Origin of the sequence: Flavobacterium psychroterrae, assembly GCF_018380615.1 — a bacterium.
Classification (GTDB): Bacteria; Bacteroidota; Bacteroidia; order Flavobacteriales; family Flavobacteriaceae; genus Flavobacterium; species Flavobacterium psychroterrae.
Window position 1 is genome coordinate 1 of sequence record NZ_JAGYVZ010000031.1, and the last position, 22,772, is coordinate 22,772.

Sequence of the window (22,772 nt, forward strand, 5' to 3'; positions counted from 1 at the left end):
AACAACTATCATTTATTTTATAACCTGTTTTTAAAAAAATACAATAATAAAAAATTAAAACACTGACAATGAGACATATAAGAAATAAATTCTTTTGGTTTTATTTTTTATCGGACATTAATGATTAAAATTAGAATATTTTGAAGTTCTGGTCTCCCATTAAAATAATAAATTAAGGGAAAGGAAAAAATCTGTATGCATAATTTTTGAGATGCCTTATAAGTATTTAATACAAAATATTCTACGAAATTATAACCCTGATTCCTAAAACAAATAAATGTTCCTAAAGTAAAAAGAGGAATTGTTAGAATTGTAATCCAAGAATAATGTTTAGAGCTCCATTCATTAAAGTCTACCATATCGATTTTAGAGTTAGAAGAAGCCGAAAATAAATTGATAGTAAAATAATGATACAATATACCGTAAAGAGCACCTAAGACAAGTACCAGTGATAAAGGTTTAAAATGCCTAATTCTTTTACCTTCAATAAAGTCGCGTATCGAATGTCCGGGTCTGGTAAATAATTGTTTAATAGAATACGGAATTCCTTCATCAAAATGCAGTAGACTGTGCTTAATTTCATGCCATAAAAAATGCCAGTTTATTCTATAGGTGGCGGCAGTTTGTCCGCAATTACTACAATAATGACCCGTATATAGATGACGACAATTTTTGCAGGTTATTTCCATTCTTCACTTTTTTTATTTTTTAAATAGAATTTATAAACTACTCTTATATTTTTATTTTTTCTTAAACCGTTTAAATTATTGGCTGTTGCATTTATGATACGAATATTCCTGCCAGCTTCCGAGGCATTTTCCTGCTTCTCAGAGCAAGTGGTTTTGAGATACTGAATTCATTTCAAGCATCTCAAAACACAACCTACAGTGTTCCGCTAAACATAGTATTACCTATGGTATTATTAATGAAAGGGGCTTGATTTGGAAGCTTTTTTTATTCTTTAAACAATAGAACTTTAAAATAATTTCTATTATCAGTTTCAACTAGGAAAATTCCCTGTTCAGAAAATACTGTTTAAAAATATAACCTTTTATCACCATTAGCAATACTTTTTAGATAATTTAATAAATTGTCATTTAGAATTATCGCAGCAAAAGATGTTTTCGAAAATATTTCTTTTTTTAATCCTTTATAATCGTAAATATTACTGATAAATGCCTTATTCATCTGATGGCTCATATTATTATTATACTCTAAAAAACTCCTTTTTAATTCCTTTCCATTTTCCTTATCTAGTATAGAAGCATTAGTAAATTCAGTAAAATCATTAACAGAAACAAACTGAAAACACAAGATTTTTATTGTACTCTACTAAGGTCACATATAATTTTGGAGCAGATTTAATTTTTTCAAAGAAGTCTTTTCCATCAATATAATTAATTGATTCCCATATTTTTTTTCCTTCCTTATCAAACTTGAATACATAATATCCTTTAGGATGAATAATGTTACCGATTTCTTTTTGTGATTCATCACTAAAAATAACGTAAACATACATATCACCATTTTTTCTGTCCTCCAAATAATTATTAATAGATAAACCGGTTTTGTCGCATCTGCGAGAATCAAATATAAGAATTTAAGTAATTTAAAATTAGCTCGCCAGTGCACAGAATAATTTAAACATAGATAAACCTGGTCTAACCATCTGATTCTTTCTCAGCATATGCACAACTTCAATTCCGCTTAACGTCCGTTTGGCCGATTCAAAACTTTTAAAACCTAATCCGTTTTGTATACGCCACTTGATAAAACGATGGCCCTGTTCTACAATATTGTTAAGATATTTACCGTGCCGGATTTTAATCTTTGAGAACGAACGCTTGTTATAGAATTTGATAGCTGCAATATTAGAACCACTTCTATCAATGTTTATTACTTTTGGCCGGAATTATTAGCAATTGCTTTAATTAGAAATGACTGAGCGCTCATTCTTTGTCTTTTTCTGGTCAAAAGAAAGTCAACCGTATTGCCTAATTCACCTACTGCCCTGTATAAATAACACCAAATACCTTTTACTTTGATGTAGGTCTCATCCAATCTCCAACTCGCCCCCACTCTGCCTTTTCTCTTCTTCATCTCTGCCTCAAGCAAAGGTGCAAACTTATAAACCCAACGCTGAATCGTGGCATGATCCACAATGACTTAAAATAAAAGTTCAATATTATTCTTATATTAGCTATAAAAGCTTACTAATTACACAAAGCCAACTAAAAAAAGTCGTATTGGTGCCATTTTATGGCTTGTATCAATTAGTTGGCGGCAAGCGGAAAAAAAATCGAGAAAATTTACTATTAAATATGAAAATAACAACCGAATTTACTCTTGAAATTTGTCAAAAGGAAAACATCGAAAAGATAATTGAAGGAATAAATGAATATAACTTAAGTAAAGTCCCCGCAACTGCAAACATTTGGGAACCTTTGGAATTTGTAGTGAAAGACAAAAATGGAAGTGAAATTGGAGGGATATTGGCTGGAATTGGATACTGGAAAGGTTTGGATATAAAAGTTTTGTGGGTAAACGAAAAACACAGACAAAAAGGTATAGGAACTACACTTTTAAAACACGTCGAAAAAATTGCTAAAGAAAAAGGAGTGAAAATTTCTATGCTTGATACATTTGACTTCCAAGCAGAAAATTTTTACTTAAAAAACGGATATGAATCAGTTGGAGAAATAAAAAATTTCCCAAAAGGACATAGAAGAATATATTTTTCTAAAAACCTAATTGAATAATAAACAAGCCATCACCACACGTCTTGCGCCATTTGCGAATTTAGTGGAATTACCGTTTTAATTTGTATTTTCGTTCAGCAGAAAATACTCGGCTTTGTAAGTTGTAAACTGCGCAGGGCGCGGAAACTTTGTAACCAATTTGAGCCAACATTACAAACATTACAAACATTAAAATGATTAAAATGATTAAAAATTTATTAAAAAACATAAAAGTGACTTTTATTAAAGATTTGGATAAGATAATTATTCCAAAATATATTGTTTTCAATATTAATTCTTCTTCTATTTTTGAGCTAAACGATTGGAATTTCTATAAGGCCATCTATGAAATATTAAACACTATTATAAAAGAATATGATCTAACCTCAAGGGCTTATATCAGAACTTTTCAATCTTTCGAATTTGATAATAAATGGCTTGGTTTTGGACGGATGAAGTGGAATTTAGAGAACAATAAAAAATGGGCTCAAAAATATAAAACTAAAGAGTATTCTAATATGAATCTTCAATTTTTTAACACAGAAATTTGGAGTCCTGATTGGAATCATTTTGATAAAACAGGTGATTTACCAAAATTCTTTTCCAAATTATATAATGAGAATGGTAACCAAGGAATCTTTATAGCACTTGAATTGAGAATGTACAACAATAATCAGAACTTCATTGACAAATCTATCCAAAACATCAAAGAACTAATTCTAAATAGTGAAGTGAAAATTTTTGAAAGATATTGGACTGCTTCATCTGGATTCCATAATAATATTCAAGATATCACTTACCAAGAAAGTACAAATATTAAATAGAAACTGCCTACAAGAACTATAACGAATTTGGACTATTGGTTTAATGGAAAGTTGGTTTTGTATTTGGGATGATTTACCTCGTCTAGTCGCCAAGGCTCGCTTTCTTCGCCTATTGGCCAGGCTTGGGTGACAAGTCCAAAAATAAAGCTTAATTTAGTCTCAAACTGCTTGTAGCGCCAGAACGTCTGGCTGTAAAAAAAACTCCCTCTCTAATTAAAACTACTAAACATCAAGGCATTACAGCTAAAATAGAGCCTTATACTAAATTATCAACGGCTTATAAAATTATTATTGAAAACTAAAAGCCGAAACATAAAAAACGGATTCAACTTTTTAGGTACTATCTTAATTACCTAATTAATTTTAATATTTTTTATCTTTGTTTTAACAGAGAGGAAACTTACTGTGATCATTCGCTGGATGTTTACCTTGTGCAGCCTCAATTTTATTGGGGCTGTTTTTTATGCCTTTTTCAAAGGCAAACAGAGAGAAAGACTTCTGCTCCTTTTCTTGGATGCTTTTTATATAATTTGGTTCAAAGCGTTCCTTTTTCTTCCACATATAATAAATCATTGTCAGTAATTTCTTTTGAACGGCAACATAGCTTTTCATTTTGATTCCGTGCTTATTATAAGTTCGTTCAAATAGTTCCTTAAATGGTTTTACTTCGCATTTTATAACAACAAGTGATGGCATGTGCATTGCTCTTCTAATTCTGGAATTACCTTTTTTTGATATTTTGGTTTTTCCAACCCTGGTTCCTGATTGGGCTTCTACAACATCATAACCTGCGTAAGAAACCAATTGTTTGTAGTTGTTGAAGAGTTCGAAACCATTAGTTTCGGCTAAAATTGTTGCTAAAGTTAAAATCCCAATGCCTTTTATTTCTAAAATATTAGCAACACGTTCAGCTATTTTTGCATCTGATTTTATGTGGTTGTTGATTACTTTTTCCAATTCTTTCAGCTGTTTGTCAAATAAAATTATGGTTTCTTTTAATTGATTTGTTACTGGATCGACTTGATGCATGGCAAAACTTAATGCATCGAATTGATTTTTTAAAACCGTTTTTAATTCGGTTACATTTTGATGTTGTCTGGTATATAGTCGTAATTCATAAAAAAATGTTCCCATAGGCTGCCAGGTATCCAAACATTGCTCGGCTCCCATCTGGGATAATCCTTTGGCATCGATACTATCATTTTTTGATTTTAATCCAATTGCTTCCAAATACTTTTTGGCCTTATTGGGTAAAATAATAGAAACCGAAAATCCTTTTTCAAATAAATAATAAGCGCAATTTTCATGATAAATCCCTGTAGCTTCCATACATACAACAACTGGAACATTTTCCTTTACGTGTTTTAATACCCAATCTTGTAAAATTTTAAATCCTTTTTTATTATTGGAAATTACAGTACTTGATTTTACAATTACTTTTTGTTTTTCATCAATACAACTCATACAAGCATTGATCTTTTTGCTTGAAACGTCTAGTCCCACAGAATACTTTAAATTCATAATTCCATATTTTAGAATAATAAACAAAAAATTACACTGGTCTTTGCTTATTTTTTATACAGCATCTTTATCTAAAATAAAGTGCTTAAGTACTATTGTGACTTAAAATGTAATTAAAACTAAGAGGATTTACCTAGTGTTTACAATATCATCAATGATGTATTTCGCCCCGATAGAATTTTGCAACTTAGTTCTGTTTATCAATAGTTTATATCCAAAGATAAGATTTTGATATAATAATGTAAAGATATGAGCCCCGATAGCAGTGAAAATCCTTTTGTGCCGGTGTTCGGTACAAAAGATTGGAACGGATAGCGGGAAAAAGCTCCAAAAAAATATTAAATACAATTGACAATGCTAATCATGCCGATTAGATTCCGCAAGCAATTCCCAATTCCCTATTAATCCAGCCCTTACAGAGCTCTGCCCGCTTTTCTGCAGCCAACCATAAAAAAAGCCGTGACTTACCACACCCCGGCTGAAAATCCAGCTGATGTATCTCAACGATAATTAACGGCATCAAAAAAAATATCCCTCAGCTGTAAATTATATAACAGAATAACTACAGTAATACTTTAATTTCGCCCTTTACAATTCACAAGTAAAACAGCCTAAAACAACAATTATATCTGAGTGCATGCAGCTGTAATGCAGATGATAAAAAATCAAGAAGTTCGAAATAAAAAATGAAGGCCCCGGTAAATGGCTGGTATCCCACAACGAGTTCCCAAAATTCACCTGCCCCTTTGAGGATAAAAGATTTAACTATCAAAGGACCATTACAGGACTCCTCTACTAGTAAAAATATAAGACTACTTTTTAATTTCATCTCTAAATTTTGATCTGGATAATTTCACAGCTATAATTTAACTTTAGTGAAAACTAAACTGGATTCTTATAATAAATATAAATTTTATTGTTGAAAATTAATTCTACTGAGAAATTAAATTCGATGAATTTTTACATCAATCCCCAACAGGACATCCAAACCAAACTGTTTAAGCCATGCAAAGACATAATCTACCTGTAGTGAGCCAATCTCTTCAAATCTTCCATAAAATGGTGCGAAATCTGTCCTTTACGGACCTCCACAGCCAAATGGCGTCAATTGAAGACAATTGCCGCATTATTTTTCTTAAAAAACTTTAATTAATACACCCCGAATCAATAACTTAAAATATTTCCAAAATCAAATTATATTCATTAAATTAGCTCAATGGATAAAGAAGCAGAATTAGGACTCGATTTTATAATTGATAAGCTAACAAACTCTATAGAAAACGTGATTACTGGAGATAGTTTTCAGACTGAAATTTCTATTGTCCAAAATTCTGATTTAAAGTCTTTAACAAAGAAAAATGGTTGGCTTTTTAATTGGAATGAAGAATTTAAAAATCCAATTAGAGATGTTTATAAACTTACCATTTTTGGAAATTCAAAAATAATTCAAGGTCTTATAAGCTTAGAAGTTAAGTCAGATCATGTTTATATGCATCTTGTTGAAAGTGCTCCATTCAACAAAGGACAAACAAAGGTTTATGCTGGTGTAGCTGGTAATCTAGTTGCTTATGCTTGTAAATTATCTTTTCAGCGCGGGCATGATGGAAATGTTTCTTTTCTTTCAAAATCACAATTAGTCGATCATTATGAAAAAACACTCGGAGCATTTCATTTCGGTGGTAGAATTATGATAATTGACACAAAATCAGCTTTAAAATTAATCAATAAATATTTTCAAAATAAATAATTATGAAAACTAAAAAATTAGATTTAGAAATAGATAGTATTGGTGGATTAAGTTCCCTAACATTAGATGAAGAAAAAGCTTTAAGCGATTTCTTTCAAAAGAAAAAAATAACAAAAAATAAAATTGAGAAAAAGAAAGTGGTACTTAAAAATTAAAAAAAAACCATAGAAAGTTCAAACAAAACAAAAGCTGAACACGTTAATGCGTTCAGCTTTTTATTTTTAAGTTATCTTCCTGCTGAAAACAAACTTATTGACTTTCATTTTTGGTATGACTTTAAAAACCATACATCCCTTCTGAAACCGAAATTTGCTCCCCTGTGATCCAGGCAGCGTCATCGGAAGCCAGAAATACTGCAGCTTTCGCAATATCTGCAGGCTGTCCTCTACGGCCAAGTGGCGTTTTTTCGACAAACATTTTTTCATACTCACTGCCAGGTGTACCACCGTACTGGCTGCACCCTAAATTTCCCTAGCACCTGGCAAGATAGAATTGATACGACATTTTTAACACCCAGCTCATTAGATCAGGCACTTGAACAGATAACAGAGATGAAAACAATTGATATAACACTTCAACAACTCCATAAAATGGTATGGACCGAACCATTAAGCACACTCGCAAAAAAATACGCACTCTCAGATAATGGTTTCAGAAAACTTTGTAAAAAGAATAGCATTCCACTTCCCAAAAACGGATATTGGCAAAAATTAAAATATAACAAGGTCGTTAAAATCGAAAAATTAACTAATACATCAACAGAAAACAATAGCATTAAATTGGTACTTCGCTCTGAAGGAAGTACAATCAGTTATGACCAGCCTTTATTAACAATTAGAACTAAAGAGATCCAAAATGATAATAAAGCACCACTAAATGTTCCACAAACAATATTAAAACCTCACCATCTCTCAATTGAAACCAAAAGACACTGGGCAGATTTTAAAATTAACAAATATAATTACGACAGGTCAATTTCTTGTATATCTATAAGAGTAACCAATGAAAATAGAAAAAGGGCATTAATTCTCATGGACACTTTTATAAAACTACTGGAATACAGAGGACACAAAGTGATTATTCAACGAGGTGATACAGTTGCAATATTAAATGATGTTGAAGTTAAATTAGATTTAAGAGAAGCAAGCAGAAGAATTCCAAAACCAGGATCATATCCTACATTCGAATTAGAAGATACTGGTGAGTTTATATTAAAAACGGGGAAGTATTCTATTGATAAAGAATGGCGTGATGGTAAAAACAAAATAGAAACCATTTTAGCAAAAATAGTTGCATGGATGGAGATTGAAACAGAAAAATGGGCTGAATATGATTAAAGAAAACTTTGAGATAATATTTCCTGAACTAAAGAAAGTTTTTCATAAAGTAAAATCTGATATTTATACAGGAAAACTTAAACTTAACAAAGAAGACAGTTTCAAAACATACATAGAAACATTTCAAACTGCAATTGATAAAGGAGAATACGACAGTTTACTTAAAAAAAATATGATATCCGATGAAAATGAGTTTGTAGTTCCTTGCACATGGGCTGTAGCTTGTGTGGCATATTTTGCAGTAGGAGTACACAATACATTGGCAGTTACCGCCTTGATTTATTTTAAATTTGCATTTTGGGGTCCTAGCATGGATGGAGGTAATCAAGTTACATATGATGGAGCAATGAATAATGGGTTAGATTCTACAGGGACTAATTATATAGGATTTGATGAAGTAAGACCACCTCGACCAGTAATAGATCTTGAAGAAGCTACTTTAAGAACAGAAACTTTAGTTAATGAAATTGCTGAGTATTATGAACAGTAAGTTATTTATTGGCAAAAGTTATTTTTTGACTTTTGCCATTTGTTCAATTTTCACATTTATATTTATTTCGGGAGTATTTCTGTATACCGTGCATGAGAATCCCATAAAACTAAATATTAATTTAGAAAATAAACTTTTCACTTTTGTTCCCCAAGGCTGGGCTTTTTTCACAAGAAATCCGAGAGAGGCACAAATTGTGATTTACAAGAAAACCGCCGACAATACCTTTGAAGAAATTTCACAAAGGCATTCATCCTATAAAAACTTATTCGGACTTAAAAGAAAAGCATCTAAGATAATGTCTGAACTGCAATTTATTAAACGGGAGATAAATGATAGTCTTTATCAAAATACGATGTGGAGCTATCAGGAAAAAATATATTCAAAAGTACCTTTGGAATTAATTTCAGTAAAAAATCAGATGAAAGACCAGATACTATGCGGTGAATATATCGTAATTTATCAAAAGGCGGTGCCTTGGGCTTGGAGTAGATCATTATACAAAATAAAAATGCCTGCAAAAATAATTCGTCTAAACATACAATGCAATGATAGAGAAAATTAATAGCCAAATTAAAACTTCGTGTTTAGAGCTTTTTCCATATACAAATACTGTAGGTTTTGCAAGAAGTATACTTGCTTTGGGAACTTTACTTACTTTAATTGCAAATCCAATTAGTCTATTATTTCATAAAGAAATTGACGGTACAATATTAAACCCATTACTAAACCCGGTCATACCTATAAATGAATATAATTTTTTTACTCTCCTGGGCCTTGACAATATCATCTATATGAAGCTATTGGCAATCCTGATTCTTTGTATAACCATTTCAGGTTACTTAATAAAAATCACTTCATTACTACACTGGTGGATTTGCATAAGTTTTCTTTATTTTTCATCCATAATAGACGGAGGTGATCAAATTGCCGCTATTTTAAGCTTCTTATTAATACCATTTTGCTTAACTGACCCAAGAAAAAATCATTGGAAACATATTAAACCAAATGATTCTGCAAAAAACATTGTAGGTTTGTTTTCAATCTGGATAATACGAATTCAGGTCGCAATCATATATTATCATGCTTCTTTAGGTAAACTAAGTGTGCCTGAATGGGTAAATGGTACAGCAATTTACTATTGGTTTAACCATAGTGTTTTCGGAATGCCAATAAGTATTTCAGTATTCATGAACAAACTATTAAGTAGTCCTGTTATTATTTCATTACTTACTTATACTGTTCTTGCTCTTGAAATTTTATTATTCTTAGGATTATTAGCATCTGTAAAATATCGTAAAACGATTCTTTGTTTTGGGATCTTATTTCATTTTTTTATAATCGTCTATCATGGAATATTTTCATTTTTCTTCTCAATTTGTGCCGCTCTTATATTGTTTCTCTATCCAACCTATCAATCTATAAATTTTAAATTATGGTTTCTAAAAAAATAAAAATACTGTTTCTTATTAGTCTTTCAATATTTTTAACCTATATCCTATTACTATTTTGTCATTATTCAAGCATTCCAGAAACAGTTGCTTCTCATATAAATATCAGTGGTAAAGTAGATGGTTATAGTAGTAAGAATTCATTGTTGATTTCCTCTGGCGTAAATCTACTTATACTGGTTGTTCTTGGGCTTTTAATAAAAAATCCAAAGTCAGCTAATTACCCAGTTGAGATTACAGATGAAAATAGAGAAAGTGTATATAAAAAAATGCAATTTTTTTTATCTATAATAGCAATTATCACCACGTGTGTTTTTTCATATATGGTATTTAAAGCAATTGGTTTCGAAAAGAATTTTATGTATCTAATTATATACTTAATCGCAACTCCAATAATTACAATACTTTATTTTAGAAAAGAGTAGATGAATAGCACTTTTCATTAACTTTTGTGATAAATAGCGAGTCCAAAGCTACCCTAACGTAAATTAATAGATGATGCATTTGGGTTTACCTCATAAAAAAAAGCGCCCAATTCTATGATTAGGAGCTTTTTTATGACTATTAAGTAGTATTTAACTAGTGATTATCAAATTCCCTGCGGTTGTAAAAAGCGTCATCGTTACTATCATAGTTAGGATCATTTTCAGGATAATAAGACTTCATTACTCTTCTTTCATATTCCCTGTCAAAATTATGTTGTCTGTTATATCTGCTTGTATTTCTAAATGTATCATATCCTATATTGTTAGCCATAACAATTTTAGTGTCTTTATTTATGCTTACAGATCCAATTGGTATAATAATATGGCTGTCTCCTTCTTTATAGACAAACTCCTGTCCATTATCGTTTGCTATAACATCACGAACCTCATGATGCTTGTCCTCTATTAAGCTTTTATCTAATTTCACATCCAGATAAACCACGCGCTGCATATCTTTATTAACCCAAAGATTATCAATTTTACCTATTGTACGGTTGTCAGCACCTACGATCGTCCATCCTGTTACGTCAGAATAATTTGAAGCAACTTTATAATTAGATAGTTCGTCCAGTCTGTATAAGTTTTTATCTTTTTCCATAATTTTTTTATAAATAATATTATCTACTTCGAGTTATTGTGCACTTGAAGTATTTTCGATTTCCGTGTTGCTTTGATTTGTAGTTTCATGATCTGTAAAATAGATGTAGTATACAACTGCTCCAATGATCAGCAATAGTGCAATCCATGGCCATATAGGTTTCTTTTTCTCAATTTTAATTTCTGCCATAACACATTTTTTTTATGATTATAAAATAGTTTTTTATTACTATTAAAGATACAAATGAGTTCAGTGTTAGAAGTATTAAATTTCAGAACTATGTTACACAATTCCCAGTAGATCAATTAGGAAGATTATTTTATTATTTGAGTAAAGGCACCGCGATCGCGCAGGTTTGTAATCCGTTGGGTGAAATGTCTAAATATTTTTATTAAACACATAGTCCCCGATCCCGAAACTTCGGGAAGGGATAGAAGTTATGATTTTGAAAAAAGTAAATTAAAAAGAAACTCGTTTCTCATACATAGTCCCAAAGCATCGGGATTTGTTTGCGCAAATCCGATCGATCGGAGTTCACTCTTTAACAAATCAACAACAACCTATATTCGTCTTCATTCTCTGTGGGTGCTCTATGAATACAAGGCAGCACTTGTTTTTTTGGATGATCTACTGCGAGACGCCACAGATGTCCTAATCCTAAATTAACAGGTTCTGCATTATCATGTAGCTGATAATGCAAGTCAAAATAATTTTCCTCCAGAAAGTTTTCGAATTCTTCATCTGGTCCATCATACAGTTCTTTTAGCTTTGCTCGGATTTCCGGAATTAGAATTTTTTGTTCTGCTTGCATATTAGAAACAATATCACTTGACGCTCCTAGATAAGTACATAAAAAAGTATCTGTTGCAATGGGTGAACGATCAACGTGAAACGAATACACATCTGTAGATATGAAATCAAATTCATCATCACGTTCATAACACTTTAGTAAATTAAGAGCGGGAGAAGCTCCAAAATCAGTTAACAATTGTATATCATTTAAGATTATTTCCCTGGCTATATTCCCCTTTTCTGATAGTTGGAGTGCGATTAAATCTTTAGGATAAATTTCTGTAATGTTTTCTTTTAAAGATAACTGGGTTACAACCTCGTTAAAATCACCATCTAAATTTCTGTACCAGCATAGCGCATTCATTTCTCCCTTAAAATTGGTGTGGACAAGTTCAGCAAAAGTAGAAACTACTCCTATTTGGTTGTTGTCAGAAAATGTATTGTTCATCGTATAGTATTAAGAAACCAGTTACTTCATTACAAAATTATGTATTAGTAGTCAGTTGTGACATTTTTATGCACACTAATTTATATGTATATCTAAAAACATTTAGTTAACCTGTTGGGTAATTATTATTTGAATCAAATTGCTAAATAACAAATTGATTATGGCAAAAAAATGTTCATTAAGGATCGCAAAAGTAAAATCCCATTTCTTACGAAATAGGATTTTTTTATGCCTTATATTTCTATTAAAACAGAATCAGGTTCAAAAGCTGAAATCACAGTAACAAAGTCAAAACACTAAAAATAAACTCATTACAACAATTTAACCCTTTCTGAAAATCTATTATAAGTCCATTCTCGTATATAGAAACAAAAGCAGTTGTCATGGAAACATTACCATTTTTTTATATAAAAATCTTGCAAATACTTGCAGACAAATACGGTATGAGTTGCACTCTAGAAGAGCTTACAAGTCTGTTAACTCCAGTTTTTAATGCTACCACTCCATTCAAAGACATTATATCTATTGAAAAGGAAAATCAAGCCAGAGTACTAGATGCTTTACTACTTTTGAATAGCGAGGGATATGTGTTTTTAAATTCCAGTTCCGACAATAGTTCAATAAGTATAAAAGGTCTGATTGCAGTCCATAATAAGGTCTTTTGCAATTAGACTACTATTTCATTATTCGAACCAGTCCTTAGAAGGTTAAAAACGAAGATTCTATACCTGCGAGATCGCACAAAATTATCATACCTACTACATGAATATTTAATTTATTTGTTATTTGAATAAGCTTTTATTTGAGATTATATCTCTTTGATCACAAAATTAAAAATCCCCAATATTGAAAATATACAATGATAAGAACAAATGAAAACAGAATGGTTAAAATTACTGTAGCATTTGAAATACTCTTAATCTTTAAAAGGAAATAAAATACTGAGAGAAATGTAAATAGGATAAAAATAAGTTGAACCAATAATAAAAACTCATACTTTTCAGGTATTCCAAAAGCAAGAATATAAAAATTTAAATCTGCAACATTTATTATTGTAATAACAAAACCAGTAATAATAAAAATTGCTAAAAAAGCACTTACTAGAATTAAAATCTGCATTAATCTATTTATTCCTGTATTCTTCTTCTTTATAAGAAGATAGATGAAACTAAAAAATGTGACCAGTGTAATAATTACTGCCATTAAAAAAGGTGCCAGAAATAAAAAATTAAATTCATTTAGTGCATTTGCAAAATTTGAAATTCCGCTATTTATTTTAATGTCTTTAACAAAATCTATTTTACTATTTGCTTTTAATTCGCTGACATTTGGCTTTTGCTTAGGATTGTTTAAAAATGCCCCAATGGTCTTTGATCCAAATTTTGAAAAGGCAGGAACGTGACCAGCTGCACGAACAGTAACTAAAAATGCATTTTTAAATTTTTTAACGATAGAAGTTCCATTTGAAGCCGGAGTGATTGGATCAAATTCTCCTGAAAAAATTAAAACAGGGACATTAAGTTTTGATAAATCAGATAAATCATATGCTGTGATATTCGATTTATTGCGATTCAAATTCCATTGGTTGCAAACCAAAAAGTCTGATTTATAAAATGATAAACCTCCTTTTAAATCTTTGTATTTACTTGCATTTAAATCAAAAGAAACGATTGAGTTGTTTGGTATTACTTCATTGCAGCTTATACAATAATACAGACCATAGTCTAACCCTAGCCCTCCTGAAAATGCAGTAACCATAGCGCCCAAAGTGTTTTTATTGCCTTTGTCAAATTCAGTAATTAACAAAGGTAAAACCTCAATTAGTTTTTTCTGATACAAGCACTGCTGAACTGCAATTTTAAAATCTTCTGCATTATATGTGAACTTACCTGAGGGTATTTTTTTCTTATCTGCTGGTACGGTAATGGGATTTTGCGTTAGTTTTGCAATAGTATTATAGTACTTTTTTTCTAAATCCGGATATTGCTTATTACAGGCGGGATCATTTTTGCACTCTTCAAAAACCTTTTTAAGACTGTTGATATAATTATCAGTATTTTGGTTATAATACTGGGAAATATCTGAAATTGAAGAGTCAAGAATTAATGTTTTAATATCTTCCGGAAAATCATTGGCGTACACTTGTGCTACATAAGTTCCATAAGAAACAGCATAAACATTCCAGTTTTCATATTTTAGTGCTTTTTTTAAGGCATTTAAATCTCTTGAAATTGATTTGCTATTATATGCATTTAAATCAATTCCGCGTTTTATCAAGTCATCCTTACATGCAATTGCGGCAAGAACTTTTTGCTGTTCATCTATTTTACTGGTTTGATTTTTTGCCAATATTTCAAGGAATTTTTTTCCTAAATCAGGACAAAATTTAGGCAATGAAAACCCTGTACCTCTAATGTCAATCAATACAATATCATTGTTTTTCCTTAGCGGATGATTAATCCAACCCTGAATTCCTTTTATATCTCCTGAACCAGGTCCTCCTTCAATATATACAATTGGACAAGTATCTTTTTTATTTGAAGAATTTTTTAAAACTACTACTGCAATTTTAATTTTTTTTCCTTCTGGTTTATCCCAATTTTCGGGAACAATTAAATAATTCCATTTTATATCTTGCTCATTTATACTTTTTTGATCAGGATAAAAAGAAGTAGTTTTTTCAATCATAACATCATTTGACTGAGAAAATAAATATGCCGGAAATATGGTTAGTAATAAAAATAAGCGAATTAAATTTTTCATGTATTTTATTTATAAATTTTGATTGTATTTTGTTATTGAAAATTGATTAATGTTTACATTTTGAGCTATATAACATTTATACTTTTCATCGATTGCAATTTTTTTTAAAAAGAATTTTTCATTTTTTATCTGAGTCTTATTATCCAGAATTTCAAATGATCGCAATGGTATTGTCAAGCCATTTCCATACGCTTTTAGAACAGCTTCTTTTTGTGTCCAATAGTCAAAAAAAGAAGCTTCTGTACTGTTTGATGAAAGAACATTATCCCATTCCTTACTAGTCATCTGACTTTTAAAATCATTTAACTCGACATTTGTTACCAGTTCTATATCAATACCTATTTCGCAATTGTCGCACAAAGCACAAACGACTATTTCTCCTGAGTGTGAAATATTGAACTTAACAAAACTATCTTCAAAATAAGGTTTTTTGTATCTTGTATATCTTAAATCATTAAAATGGATTTTATTTCCATATAACTCTTTAATTCCTTTATAAAGTAACAATCTCCCAAGCATTGAAGATTGTGCATCCTGCCATCTTCTAAAACTCTTAATTTTATTTTGATACTCTTGTGGGAATTTATGTAAATTGGTTTTTACCAGGTTTTCGTGATTTTTCTCAGATAAATAGGCATAGTATATATGAATCATAACTGTTTAAAACTAAAAATTAAAATCAAAATCGAATGATACATTAGTTTCAAATTCCAATCTGGTATCAATTTCATTTAATTCCTGCAATGGTTTTTTTACTATTTCGCTCAACAGTTTTTCATATTTGAGCGCAATAATCTCTATTGTACCAGCATCAAATAAATCACAATTATACTCGATTGTCCCTCTTAAAATACCGTTTGTTTCAAACAAGTTGAATAAAACAGGCATTTTTACATAGTTATTACGAACTGGATTTGAGGTTAGTTTTAAATCATTTAGAACAATATCTTCACGAGAAAACTCTATATCCTGATAGACTAACATTACGTCAAAAGGGGATTTAGGAAGCTTATCAAATAAAATATCCTGATGTCTGTCTATTTGAAAAATATCATTTTGAGTATTTTTAAGTAGATCAGAGAATGTTTGTGTAGGATTAATTGTTGTTCTAAGAATAAGCGTTTTAACAAACATTCCTATTTGATTATTTAATTCCGTGATTGTTCTGCCGGAATTTACTGTAGCAATACAAATATCATCATAATTTGAGTATTTATAAATTAACACATTTAACGACGCTGCCAAAACGGTGTAAAAAGTAACCTGAGTTTCAACTGCCAATTGTTTTAAAGCAGCTGTTAGCGTACTTGTTAATTCAATTGAGTAATGATTCCCGTTTTGAGTATTGGTTTTAGCATCAAAGTCTCTTTCAAATGATTTTTTAGATGTATAAGCCTGAAGGTATTCTTTCCAGAATAATTCATTTTTACTATTATTGTCTTCTTGTGTTTTATTATACCACTCAGAATAATCCTTAAACTGGATTTTTGAACCTTGATTTTCCAATAAGAAAACCTCATCGTCGAAATTGTAATTTTTAACAAATTCGTTAATTAAAATTTCTAATGACAAACCATCCATTACAATATGGTGCGTACAAAACAGTAACATATACTCATTTGAATTTACTGAGATAATCCTTACTCTTATTAGTAGATCTGTTTCTAAATTAAATAAAGTATGATTGAATTGCTCCACTTTTATTGCTGTTTTTTCTCCTTTTGTCTCTTCAACCTCAACTTTAAATATACTAGTATCAAAAGCATTAATTTTTTGATAAGGAATTCCATTTATTTCAGTAAAATTTGTCCTTAATACTTCATAATTTTGTATTATTTTATTTATTGCATTTTCAACCTTAGCTAAATTAATACTACCATTCGCCTTGTATGTAGCAAACATATTGTATGCAATAGAACCGCTTTGTTGTTGAGATGCTAACCAAATATTATATTGAGAATCTGTAAGTTTATAAAAATCCTTAAATTCAGCTACCGGCAAAACTATATTTTGCTTTGGAGTAAGTGTATTTAAATAAGTGGCCAATGATGCAATTGTTGGATATTCGAAAATTGTTCTTATTGTAATATCAAATTGAGCAATACCGGTTGTTATCAATGTTATCAATCTGGTCGCATTTAAAGAATGCCCGCCAAGCGCAAAAAAATTATCATTGATACTTACAGGCTCAGTACTATTTAATATTTGTTGCCAATATGTTGAAAGTGTTTTTTCAAGTTGAGAAACCGGAGCCTTAAAATTATTTTCAGTAATATAATCATGAATGTTTAATTGGGATAAATTTTTCCTGTCAACTTTTTGATTTGGAGTCAACGGAATTGCTTCTAACTCAATGATAGCATTGGGAATCATATAATAGGGAAGATTCTTTTTTAAATCATCCATTATTATTTCAACATCAATATTTTTGTCGTTTTTTACAATATAAGCTACCAAAAAAGATTCTTGTTCTATTGTTCTTTTTACAATTACAACGGCATCCTTAATTGCCAATTGCTTATTTAAATGCGATTCAATATCTCCAAGCTCAATTCTATATCCTCTTATTTTAACCTGATTGTCATTTCTACCTAAAAATTCAATTTCTCCGCTTCTACTCCATTTTCCAACATCACCTGTATCATACATTAATGTGTTGGAAACAAAAGGATTTGCAATGAATTTTTCATTAGTCAATAGTGCATTTTTATAATATCCTTTGGCTAAACCATCACCGGCAATATAGATCGCGCCCGCCACTCCTACCGGCATTGGAGATAAATACTTATCCAGTATATAAAACTGCGTATTGTTTATTGGTTTTCCAATATTTGATGCATTTTCCGGAGATTCAATTTTTTTAACACTTGACCAGATTGTAGTTTCTGTTGGACCGTACATATTCCATATTTCGCCAGTGCTGCTAATTAATTTTTTAGCTAATGTTTTGTTTAATAAATCTCCTCCGCATAAGGCTTTTAATTCTTTATCTCCTTTCCATTGAGCATTAAACAACATTTGGTAAAAGCTTGGTGTAGCTTGTATTATTGTTGGCTTTATCTCATTGATTTTTTCAATAATTAAATTTGGATCTAATAAAACACTTTGATCAGCAATGTATAAAGTAGCTCCTGATATTAAAGGTCCAAAGAATTCTAATATCGAAATATCAAAAGAATATGTTGTTACAGAAAACAAAATATCTTTTGAGGTAATTCCCGGTTTGTTCTGCATGCTAATTAAGAAATTAAGCAATGACTGATGCCCAATTTTTACCCCTTTTGGGTTACCGGTTGAACCAGAAGTGTAAATTATATAGGCAGTATCCTGCGGCGAAATTGTTTTGGATAAAATTCCTTTAAAATTACTTATTCCTTCCCAAATGTCTTCGAGTGAAAGTATTGAGACATCATCAAGCCCTTCTAATTCATAGCCTTTTTCCCTAATAAGCACTTTGCTTTTGCTATTGTTCACAATGTAAGACAATCTGTCTTTTGGGAAAGCAGGATCCAGCGGAATATATGATCTGCCGGATTTTAGTATTCCTAATAAAACCACCACCATATTTGCTGATCTTTCCAGTAAAACAGCAATTGGAGATTGATCGTGTTTACCATAAATACCAATAATTTGCTCTGTAAACTGACTGGATAATTTGTCAAGCTCTGAATATGAATATGACTGGTAATCATCTTTTAATGCTTCTTTACCGGGAAAACACTTTACCTGTTCTTCAAACAAATTTATAACTGTTTTATCCGTAGGATAATCAAAACCCGTTTTATTAAAATCGACTAAGATATTTGATCTTTCTTCTTTGGAGAGATATGAAAGTTCGTTTATTTTTTTATATGGATGCAGCACAACATCTTCAAGTAGATTTTGAAAGTGATTTGTAACCTGCGAAATTCCTTGTTCATCAAAATAATTCAGATTGTAGTCAAAATCTATTTTTACATCGTCACTCTCATCAAACTCCCTTATATAAATAGCCAAAGGAACACGCTCAGATTGGTGTGTTAACGGAATTACCTGGGTTGTTGTATCTAGAAAATTGTTTGAATAATTTTGTTTTTCATAAGAAAGCATAATATTAAAAACTCTTTCTTTTTCTTTAAAATTATTAAGTTCCTGAAAAAGCTTACCCAAAGGAAATCTTTGATGACGATAATCATTACGCAATTGATTTTTTAATTCCTCCATTAAATTTGTAAAACCAGACTCAAAATCTAATTTTATTCTTAATGGCGAAACTCCCATAAATAACCCAACCGTTTTTTTATACTTAGATTTACTTCTGTTTAAAACAGGTAAACCAATTGCAAAATCATTATTATGGTGTTTTCTTCCAAAGTAAGCATAAAAAGCTGCTAAAAGTAAGTGAAAAGTCGATACCTTGTTTTCAATCGCCAATACATTCAGCTGATTATAAAAGTCTCTTTTTATTATCAATTCTTTACGGCTGCTTCTGTTTGTTAAGTCATTATCATTAAGCTTACTAAACAAATTTTCAGGTAAAACATTAAATTTATTTTTCCAATATAATTTATCGTTTGTAAAGGCATCTGAATTTTGATATTCACTATCATCTTCAATAAAATCCTGATATTTAAACGACTGGTGTTCTTGTATTTCTCCAAATTCAAAAATTTCGTTATAGTTTTGAACCAATCGCTGAAACATCAACGAAGTTCCCCAGCCATCAGTAATGATGTGGTGGTAAACAGAAAATAAATAATGATAATCCTGTTTTACTTTAACCAAAGTAAAAACATACAAAAACTGCTCTCCAAATAAATCAAAGGGTTTGATAAATTCATTCTGCATATAAAGAGATGCTTCTTTTATTGGGTCTTTACAATTTGAAAAATCTACAAAACCCAATTCTGAAGAATGCTCTTCTGTAATTTTTACTTTTATATCTTCTTGTTCTTTAGTAAACGTAGTTCTGTATGCATCATGTTGATTAATTAATGATACGTAGGCTTTTTTCAATATCGAAATATCTATTATTCCCTTAATTCTAATTTTTGCTCCAATATTATATATCGGTTCATAAGGATGTAATTCCTGATCGTAATAAATATCTTGTTGAGGAAGTGTTAGTTTCATAGCTGTTTGGTAATTATTTGATATTAAATGGGTACTATTTGCAAAACATGAATCGACTCATAACTAACTTTTTACTTCATTATACCATAAACTTTCTGTCCCCAGCAAATCTTCTTCTACTCTAAAATCTTTTACTATCTTACCATAATCAAACTTTATTATTCTGTCTGCATGTTTAAAGTAAGCATCATCATGAGTAACAGCAATGATTGTTTTTCCTTCCTCTTTTAATTTAGGAAGCAGGTTTTCATAAAAATATTTTCTAAAATGCGGATCCTGATCTGCTGCCCATTCATCGAGAACTAAAATTGGTTTGTTCTCTAATAATGCCAGAATTAATGACATTCGCTTACTTTGTCCTTTAGAAAAATTTCTTCTCGCCGCATTTTCAGTGTCATCTGCTACGATATTATCCAACTCCATTATTTTTAATAATTCCTGGTATCTTTTATTATTTTCTAGTGAATAATTATCATAATTGTTAGAATAAATATAATTATCTGTAAAAACTGCTGCTATTAAATCCTGAATTTTCGTGTTTTCATTAAATGCTTTTCCATCTCTTAAAATACTTCCTTTGCTTGGCTCATACAATCCGGTAAGAATATTTATGAAGGTACTTTTACCACTACCGTTGCCACCTATCACAAAAATTGTTTCTCCTTTATTAAGGGAAAGATTAACTGGCCCTAACTGAAAAGTTTTTTCTGTAGAATCTATTTCGGAATTAACTTGATAACTAAAATGTATATTTTCAAAATCAAGTACATTGAAATCAATTGTCTGTATACTTTCAGGATTTGGGTCCGGCTTATTGACTGAATTTATTTCAAAATCTTTTAAAAATTCAGTGATTCTTTTTTTACCTACAAACAACCTTGTATAAGATCTTTGCATGTTAATTAAATTATTGATAGGTCCTGAAATAAACATTAAAATCATTACATAAGTTATTACATCTTCCTGTTTTAAAAATCCAAATACGGGAAGTACAAAAAGAATGATAGCAATGACAAAATACAACCCATATTGGCTAATTAGATTTATGGAAAGGAAAACGAAATTAACGTTGAAATCGAGTTTTTTTGCTGATTCCCTGTTAGGTGCCAAGAAATTATTCATAAGATTTTCATTTCTGTATGAGCTTAATTTCAAGCCTTTAAAACCCTTTATTACGTCTTCGACATATTTAAAATAGTATTCATTATACTTTCTTAGCTTGTTAACGTAAGGTGCCATTTTATTAATTACGAAAAAATAAATAAAGGCAACCACTGCTATCAGGATTATAACTATTGTTGCTGATGTAGCTGATAGTGTATATAAATACAGTACACATAACAGTAACATTAAAACCGAATTAAATGTATGGGTTACAATTTCCGGCAAAGCCGAAAAAACCCTTAAATCTTCAATCGTTGTGTAAAATCTTTGTGTCCCCAATCTTTCTAAAGTTTGTAATGGGGCTTTGAGTATCTTATTAAAAATTAATTTTTCATTTGTATAGAGAATATCGTACGTTATTTTATTTAACCATTTCTGGAAAACTATATTAAGTAAATAGGTATATACAATTATAGAAACAAAGACAATACCCATATAATTGTTTTGAAATTCAGCATTTCCTGAAATGGTATTGTTAATAATATATATAATTCCGAAACTTAAAATAGCATTAAAAAATGCGTAAAAAATTATATATATAAGCTCTTTAAATTTTATTTTAAACATTTGTATTTATTTAGTTATCAAGTTTTCAGAATTGTTCGTAATTGTATTTAACAATTCAAGAGGGTGATCATAAATAAAAAAATGATTTCCTTTAAGAATTGTAGATTCAAAATCACTGCTGGTAAAATTTTTCCAGTTTTCGATTTTGTCGCTTGTTTTTTCTTCACTGCCCATAATTGCATGGATTGGTATATTTATCTGTATTCCTTTTTCAGAAAAAAAATGTTTTTCAATACACTCAAAATCAGCACGCATAATTGGACTGAAATAATTGTATAAATCATTGTTTTCAAGTACTTCAGATGGCATACCTCCTAGTTCTTTAAGTTCTTTTTTAAACTCAAAATCATCCAGCAAATAGCGAATAATAGTTTGTTCTTTTTTGACTCCGGGACCTGCATTACCAGAAACTATTAATTTAAGAGGAGCATCTCCTGCAGCTTCTAATTTTGCTGCAACCGAAAGTGCTAATGTTGCTCCCATACTATGTCCGTAGATCAGGTAAGGCTTTCCGTTCCTGAGAAGCCTTATCTGATTACAATAATCGTTTATCGCGTCTTCTTTATTTTTAATTAATTCTTCGTGATATCTTTTACCGCGTCCAGGAAGCTCAAGAGGTATAAAATCAATACCTTTTCGTAAGTTCTTTTTTAAAAAATCAAACGAATAAACACTACCGCCGGCAAAGTGTAATAAAAATAATTGCATAAACTGATTGTTTAAAAAGACTATAAC

The 22,772-nt window shown here is 30.3% G+C and carries 22 protein-coding genes and 1 pseudogene; 10 read left to right on the plus strand and 13 right to left on the minus strand.

Annotation, left to right across the window (positions count from 1 at the left end):
- Positions 1–107: 107 nt before the first annotated feature.
- The 3 genes and pseudogenes from KHA90_RS21995 to KHA90_RS25870 all read right to left on the minus strand — a co-directional run bounded on the left by KHA90_RS21995 (position 108) and on the right by KHA90_RS25870 (position 2,100).
- Complete coding sequence (locus tag KHA90_RS21995) at positions 108–689, minus strand: DUF3667 domain-containing protein (RefSeq protein WP_213306691.1); 582 nt, start codon at positions 687–689, stop codon at positions 108–110.
- Positions 690–1,288: 599 nt separating this feature from the next.
- On the minus strand, positions 1,289–1,543 hold the full coding sequence (locus tag KHA90_RS22000) for a hypothetical protein (RefSeq protein ID WP_213306694.1): 255 nt from the start codon (positions 1,541–1,543) through the stop codon (positions 1,289–1,291).
- Between the two features lie 72 nt (positions 1,544–1,615).
- A pseudogene (locus KHA90_RS25870) lies at positions 1,616–2,100 on the minus strand (IS6 family transposase).
- A 149-nt stretch (positions 2,101–2,249) separates the two neighbouring features.
- On the opposite strand from KHA90_RS25870, the gene KHA90_RS22015 reads away from it, so the two are divergent.
- On the plus strand, positions 2,250–2,759 hold the full coding sequence (locus KHA90_RS22015; RefSeq protein WP_317197412.1) for a GNAT family N-acetyltransferase: 510 nt from the start codon (positions 2,250–2,252) through the stop codon (positions 2,757–2,759).
- 182 nt (positions 2,760–2,941) lie between these two features.
- Entirely contained in the window at positions 2,942–3,562 is a 621-nt protein-coding gene (locus KHA90_RS22020) for a hypothetical protein (RefSeq protein WP_213306712.1), read from the plus strand.
- 384 nt (positions 3,563–3,946) lie between these two features.
- On the opposite strand, the gene KHA90_RS22025 is transcribed toward KHA90_RS22020, so the two are convergent.
- Complete coding sequence (locus KHA90_RS22025; protein ID WP_065450665.1) at positions 3,947–5,083, minus strand: IS110 family RNA-guided transposase; 1,137 nt, start codon at positions 5,081–5,083, stop codon at positions 3,947–3,949.
- A 1,216-nt stretch (positions 5,084–6,299) separates the two neighbouring features.
- Here KHA90_RS22025 and KHA90_RS22030 point away from each other — a divergent pair.
- Positions 6,300–6,830, plus strand: a complete 531-nt coding sequence (locus KHA90_RS22030; protein ID WP_213306715.1) for a hypothetical protein — start codon at positions 6,300–6,302, stop codon at positions 6,828–6,830.
- Between the two features lie 2 nt (positions 6,831–6,832).
- Positions 6,833–6,985, plus strand: coding sequence for a hypothetical protein (locus KHA90_RS22035; RefSeq protein ID WP_213306718.1), 153 nt, complete (start codon positions 6,833–6,835; stop codon positions 6,983–6,985).
- Positions 6,986–7,106: 121 nt separating this feature from the next.
- Here the strand turns inward: KHA90_RS22035 and KHA90_RS22040 are convergent, their stop codons facing one another.
- On the minus strand, positions 7,107–7,247 hold the full coding sequence (locus KHA90_RS22040; protein WP_213306721.1) for an SDR family oxidoreductase: 141 nt from the start codon (positions 7,245–7,247) through the stop codon (positions 7,107–7,109).
- 134 nt (positions 7,248–7,381) lie between these two features.
- Here KHA90_RS22040 and KHA90_RS22045 point away from each other — a divergent pair, with 134 nt between their 5' ends.
- Genes KHA90_RS22045 through KHA90_RS22065 form a run of 5 tightly spaced genes read left to right on the plus strand, consistent with a single transcriptional unit; the run spans position 7,382 to position 10,533 of the window.
- Positions 7,382–8,167 carry a hypothetical protein gene (locus KHA90_RS22045; RefSeq protein WP_213306723.1) on the plus strand — a complete coding sequence of 262 codons (786 nt, stop codon included), beginning with the start codon at positions 7,382–7,384 and terminating at the stop codon, positions 8,165–8,167.
- Entirely contained in the window at positions 8,160–8,657 is a 498-nt protein-coding gene (locus KHA90_RS22050) for a hypothetical protein (protein ID WP_213306726.1), read from the plus strand. The genes KHA90_RS22045 and KHA90_RS22050 overlap by 8 nt, the downstream gene beginning before the upstream one ends.
- Positions 8,658–8,682: 25 nt before the next feature.
- Positions 8,683–9,222, plus strand: coding sequence for an SdpA family antimicrobial peptide system protein (locus tag KHA90_RS22055; protein ID WP_213306729.1), 540 nt, complete (start codon positions 8,683–8,685; stop codon positions 9,220–9,222).
- A complete protein-coding gene (locus KHA90_RS22060) occupies positions 9,206–10,111 on the plus strand; it encodes a sporulation-delaying protein SdpB family protein (RefSeq protein ID WP_213306732.1) in 906 nt (301 codons plus the stop codon). The genes KHA90_RS22055 and KHA90_RS22060 overlap by 17 nt, the downstream gene beginning before the upstream one ends.
- On the plus strand, positions 10,093–10,533 hold the full coding sequence (locus KHA90_RS22065) for a DUF1648 domain-containing protein (RefSeq protein WP_213306735.1): 441 nt from the start codon (positions 10,093–10,095) through the stop codon (positions 10,531–10,533). Before KHA90_RS22060 ends, KHA90_RS22065 begins: the two co-directional genes overlap by 19 nt.
- Before the next feature lie 154 nt (positions 10,534–10,687).
- Here the strand turns inward: KHA90_RS22065 and KHA90_RS22070 are convergent, their stop codons facing one another.
- The 3 genes from KHA90_RS22070 to KHA90_RS22080 all read right to left on the minus strand — a co-directional run bounded on the left by KHA90_RS22070 (position 10,688) and on the right by KHA90_RS22080 (position 12,431).
- Complete coding sequence (locus tag KHA90_RS22070) at positions 10,688–11,191, minus strand: PRC-barrel domain-containing protein (protein ID WP_244860521.1); 504 nt, start codon at positions 11,189–11,191, stop codon at positions 10,688–10,690.
- A gap of 33 nt (positions 11,192–11,224) precedes the next feature.
- Positions 11,225–11,380 (minus strand): hypothetical protein, encoded by a 156-nt coding sequence (locus KHA90_RS22075; RefSeq protein ID WP_213306737.1) that lies wholly within the window; start codon positions 11,378–11,380, stop codon positions 11,225–11,227.
- 352 nt (positions 11,381–11,732) lie between these two features.
- Positions 11,733–12,431: a DUF1826 domain-containing protein gene (locus KHA90_RS22080; RefSeq protein WP_213306739.1), complete on the minus strand. Its 699-nt coding sequence runs from the start codon at positions 12,429–12,431 to the stop codon at positions 11,733–11,735.
- A gap of 383 nt (positions 12,432–12,814) precedes the next feature.
- Between KHA90_RS22080 and KHA90_RS22085 the strand changes: the two genes are divergently transcribed.
- Entirely contained in the window at positions 12,815–13,102 is a 288-nt protein-coding gene (locus KHA90_RS22085) for a hypothetical protein (RefSeq protein ID WP_213306741.1), read from the plus strand.
- 151 nt (positions 13,103–13,253) lie between these two features.
- Here KHA90_RS22085 and KHA90_RS22090 read toward each other — a convergent pair whose 3' ends face one another.
- The 5 genes from KHA90_RS22090 to KHA90_RS22110 all read right to left on the minus strand — a co-directional run bounded on the left by KHA90_RS22090 (position 13,254) and on the right by KHA90_RS22110 (position 22,745).
- Positions 13,254–15,194 (minus strand): alpha/beta fold hydrolase, encoded by a 1,941-nt coding sequence (locus tag KHA90_RS22090; protein ID WP_213306743.1) that lies wholly within the window; start codon positions 15,192–15,194, stop codon positions 13,254–13,256.
- Positions 15,195–15,203: 9 nt separating this feature from the next.
- The gene (locus KHA90_RS22095; RefSeq protein ID WP_213306745.1) at positions 15,204–15,848 is read right to left on the minus strand and encodes a 4'-phosphopantetheinyl transferase family protein; all 645 of its coding nucleotides are present in this window, start codon (positions 15,846–15,848) and stop codon (positions 15,204–15,206) included.
- 12 nt (positions 15,849–15,860) lie between these two features.
- A complete protein-coding gene (locus KHA90_RS22100) occupies positions 15,861–20,306 on the minus strand; it encodes a non-ribosomal peptide synthetase (protein WP_213306747.1) in 4,446 nt (1,481 codons plus the stop codon).
- Positions 20,307–20,369: 63 nt separating this feature from the next.
- On the minus strand, positions 20,370–22,037 hold the full coding sequence (locus KHA90_RS22105; RefSeq protein WP_213306750.1) for a cyclic peptide export ABC transporter: 1,668 nt from the start codon (positions 22,035–22,037) through the stop codon (positions 20,370–20,372).
- 6 nt (positions 22,038–22,043) lie between these two features.
- A complete protein-coding gene (locus KHA90_RS22110; protein ID WP_213306753.1) occupies positions 22,044–22,745 on the minus strand; it encodes a thioesterase II family protein in 702 nt (233 codons plus the stop codon).
- Positions 22,746–22,772 lie beyond the last annotated feature (27 nt).